Below are 4,460 nucleotides of genomic sequence, written 5' to 3'. Positions count from 1 at the left end.
AAGCTGATAATGCGTCTGATGATTGATCATTTCCAGTAGCCATCAACACGGTTTGAGTCTGGCCGATTTCTTGTGCAATCAGCAATGACGTGTCGGTACGGCTTTTTCCGGCCAATCGCTTGATGTTAAAACCTTTATCAATTAAAGCCTGTTCAACATTTTCTGAAATAGCCAAAGTGCCTCCCAACAGATAGATAGTAGCCCCTTGGACGGTTTGCTTTTCCAAGAACTCCTCTACAGAAGATGGCAAAGCATCACTCTTGGTAAGCAACATCGGCGCGCCGTATTTATGTGCCAGAACCGTTCCGGCCAATGCATCCGCAGGTACATCCCCGCGGCCCAATACGATAGCTGGCGCTTTTTCAGTACCTAATAATTCTTTTGCAATTTCGATGGCCGTGTCATAACGGCTTTTGCCAGCCAATGTCTTGGATGCTGCACCGGCTGCCATGTCGAAGCTCAAGGCCCCGTTTTTGCTGTTGCGGATATAATAATCCATTTCAAGCGTGATCGATTGGACTTTTCCGGTGTTCGCGAAGTCTTCGGTTTGGATTTTGTTGATGGAAGCGATTTTGATCGATTCGACAGTTGAGTCCTGGGCTTTTGCTTTGTTCAATAAATCTTTTTTGAAATTGGTGAACGCATTTTTGCTTTGCTCACCGACAAGCGTGCCATTCAAGTTCAATTCACCTATCGTATTCCACCAAGGAGCCGGGGCCATCAAATCGACCGTAGCCGGAAGCTGCTGCTTAAGCCAGTTGAGTTTCCATGGTGTTTGAGGATCGAATTCGTCTTTTTGCGTAGCAGAGAGATACGGCAATTTGCTCGACCAATGTTGTTCAGGCAGTTCTGTCTGTCCGCCATTGCTTGATGAGAAATAAGCGGTGACAAAACCTTTTTGGCCGTCTGCTTTTTTATAAGTGAGAATCTGTCCTTCAGTTTCATCTACTGCACGGTTTGTGTACTCGTAAACTGGATTGTAATGCGGGGATAGCGAATCCCACATAAAGCCTTTATATACTTGGAAAGTTGTCGTATCGTCAATTTCCAACGTGCTTTGGTTCATCATCTTAGAGAAGATATAGGAACGGGCGACAACGGCTTGGGCTTTCAGTGATTCCATGCCCCGGTTCGCCCCCCAGCTTGCCGGGCTTTCGGATGGCACAACGCCTTTTAGGTAATCTTCAAATGGCAAAGAGTTAACGGGCTGTATTTTCGTAGTACCCGACATGCGGAATAGGATGGTACCGAGATACGGATAGATCGTCTGGGATCCAGGTTTGTAAAGATGGATGTTATTGGCCTTTGAATAAACAGACGGTTCGATTGTCACGGTGTTCAAACCGCTTTTCAAGGTTTGGCTGCCTTTTTTCAATACCAATTTGCCCGATGACACTTGCACCTGGTATCGGGTTCCTGCTGTTAACTTCACGGTTTTGTCTTCTTTTAGTTGTGAACTGCCTTTTGGAACGAAATCGTAGCTGCTGTTTGTGCCCAAATTATTGGTCAGCCGGACTTTGACTGTAAAATCATCAGCTGCCGAGACGTTAGCCGCCCCACCCCCAAGAACCCCGATAAACAACAACATGGCCAAACCCTTCAGTAAAATTCTCAATGCTTTTCCCCCTAGTTAGGCTATTTTAGATGAACATTCTCTCTTTTTTAACAGTATATTCTAGATTTTTATTAAAAGGTACATAAATTTTCTAAATATTTGTAAATAATTCCACCACTAAAATTAACTTTCCTAATGTTTCTGCCCTTCTCTCTGTCTATGCGGGCAAAAAAAAATGGCCGAAGCCATTTCTTTAATCTGTGTAAGAACGGATGGTGACGATTTTCTTGTCCCAATGGCCCCAGGAATTATTAAGTGGCGTGATTGCGACGCCTGTGCTTGTTCCAGCATGGATGATTTTTCCATCACCGATGTAAATTCCAGCATGTGATGGACGCGTCGGTGTGCTTCTTAACAAATCCAATAATACGATATCGCCAATCTTGACATTTGAGTAGCTAACTGGCTTGCCGGACTGAGCCATCAAAGCAGTCGTTCTTGGGATCGAGATTCCTTTTTTATTGAAGACATACATCAAATAGCCTGAGCAATCGAATCCGTTTGGTGTCGTGCCACCCCAAAGATACGGTGTTTCGAGGTATTTCATAGCTTCATCGACAATCTCAGCACGTATGTCCACTGATGGCTTGACGACTGGTATCGGAGCCGGCTTTGGATTCGGGTTCAAGGCTTCTTTTGAAACTGCTACTTCCCCGCCAATGACTGTCAGTTTCTTCACGTTTTTATTATTGATGATATCTTTTGTTTGGGAAGGCAATGCCGACTGTTTAACAAGTAAAATAGGCTTGTTCTGTTTTCCGCCCAGCGCAGAACCTGTGAGTGCATCGGCAAATTGTTGGCCAGAAGCTACCAGGGAATCGTCAATGGTTTTTGGATACAGTTTCGCAACGACTGCTGCCGCCGTAGCGTATCGGTCTTTTCCTGAAATACGCTGCACTTTGGATGATTGGCCAATTTTGTTGTAGACCGCTGAACTAACAGCGACCTCTCCGCCCACGACTGTTACATCTTTATAATTTTTCAATGCCTGCTCAACTTCTCCAGATAATTCTTTTCCGGATGTAAGAAGAATCGGCTTTCCAGTTTCTGCAGCATGAGAAGCAATAGACAATGAATCGGCATAGCCGGACCCGCTCGCCACGATAGCTGAAGTCCCCCCGACTTCTTTGGCAATCAAGGCCGATGTTTCTGATCTGCTGCTTCCTGCAATTCGATCAACATTAATGCCTTTTGACTCCAATTGCTTGACCACTTGGTTGGAAATCGCAATTTCACCGCCGAGAATAGTTGCATTCTTAGCCCCGAGACGGCCAATTTCAGACATAATCGACGCCGGTACAGTATCTTTTTTCACCAACAGGATTGGCGCATTCAATTTTTTAGCAAGTGGAGCACCCGCGAGAGCATCCGGGTAATTATCACCGATGACGAGCACGACATTATCGGTACTGTTGGCAGTCCATCCTTCACGTGATACCTGGATGGCCGTTTCATAACGATCCGATCCTGAGATGCGGTCAAACTTTTCATAGACGCTTGCTTCTGAACTGGAAGCGAAAGCAGTCACTGATAAAGCAGTTGCGGCGATCATTGTTCCAAACCATTTTGTCATTTTCATATGCTTCTTCTTCCCCCTGAGTTCTATAGTCTGCTTTTCTGTATTTATTAGGCAATTTTTTATTCTGAATAATTCAGAGTTTATCACTGAATTATTGAGATGAATATTACATTTATATTACAGGCACGACAAAAAACCCTTTGAGACAGTGCTCAAAGGGCTTTAAAAACCGCGTCCCGTATAGGCTGAACGGTATATTTCATAATATTAACATTTTAAAATAAACAGGAATAATTACCTAGTTTAACTTTAAAACAGCGCTATAAACTCGTTGGATTTCCCGTTGTAGGTTTTCATTGGAAAAATTTTCTTTTGCAAAGCTCCGAAGCATGCTTCCCATTTCTTGCACATCCGCATCCATCGCCTTTTCCATCACGTGTTGAAGTGCATCTGCACGCCCCGGTTCAACGATCCATCCGGTTTTCCCTGGATCAATCAGTGCCGGCACGCCGCCAACATTTGTTGAGATAACAGGCGTTGCCATATCGGCAGATTCCAACAGCACCAGCGGAAAACTCTCGCTATGTGAAGTCAATAAAGATACATCCGCCGCATATAATAATTGGTCGACATCCTTCCGCGCTCCCAAAAATTGCACGCGCTCTGAAATGCCGAGTGCCGCTGCCTGTTCACTTAGTTTCTGGCGCAGGTCGCCTTCACCGATGACCCATAGTTTACACGGGCGATCGATTCGTGAGAGTGCATCAAGTAAAATATCATGGCCTTTGACGGGATGAAGACGTGCGACAATCGCAAAGACGAACTCATCTTCTCGAGTGTCTAGGGATTCGCGAATGGCTCTTTGATCGAAGTCCGGCAAGGTGTCATGAAAATTGATGCCGTTGAACACCGGAGTGATTTTCTTCGGTTCGACGCCCATTTGGATTAGCATATCCTTAAATTTCTGCGATACGGCAAACAAATGGTCAGCACGGCGCATCGCCCGCTGGTTTAAGATAGTGAACACTTTTGCGAGCGGCTTGGGCTGGTGGAGAAAGTCGAGCGTCGGATCGCTGTGTACCGTGATAAACCACGGCATGCCCAGTTTTTTATAAACAGAGTCGATCAGAAAATTGGCACGTGCCCCGTGGGAATGGACAATTGAGAACCCGCCTTTTTTCAAGACCATCAAAATCTTTCTCGGAGCCGAGCGGTCAAGACGGCTGTTTTGCTGGACGACCGTCACAGGAATCCCAGCTTTTCTCGCTTCTTCCGCAAATGCGCCTTCTGTCAGTAATAGCAACTCTGCTTCTACGGGAGAGTTGG

At 45.5% G+C, this 4,460-nt stretch carries 3 protein-coding genes; all 3 read right to left on the bottom strand.

All coding sequences use genetic code 11. The features are described from left to right. A partial coding sequence (locus ON064_RS17275; protein WP_274625744.1) for a cell wall-binding repeat-containing protein occupies nucleotides 1-1,615 on the bottom strand: 1,615 nt, incomplete at its 3' end. Nucleotides 1,616-1,808: 193 nt separating this feature from the next. Continuing rightward, nucleotides 1,809-3,194, bottom strand: coding sequence for a cell wall-binding repeat-containing protein (locus tag ON064_RS17270; protein ID WP_274625743.1), 1,386 nt, complete (start codon nucleotides 3,192-3,194; stop codon nucleotides 1,809-1,811). Nucleotides 3,195-3,432: 238 nt separating this feature from the next. Beyond that, nucleotides 3,433-4,460, bottom strand: a 1,028-nt coding sequence (locus ON064_RS17265; RefSeq protein WP_274625742.1) for a glycosyltransferase, incomplete at its 5' end; no start/stop codon positions are given.

The sequence above is a fragment of the Planococcus sp. A6 genome, assembly GCF_028823615.1.
Classification (GTDB): domain Bacteria; phylum Bacillota; class Bacilli; order Bacillales_A; family Planococcaceae; genus Planococcus.
This window is presented reverse-complemented; position numbering and strand designations above follow the sequence as displayed.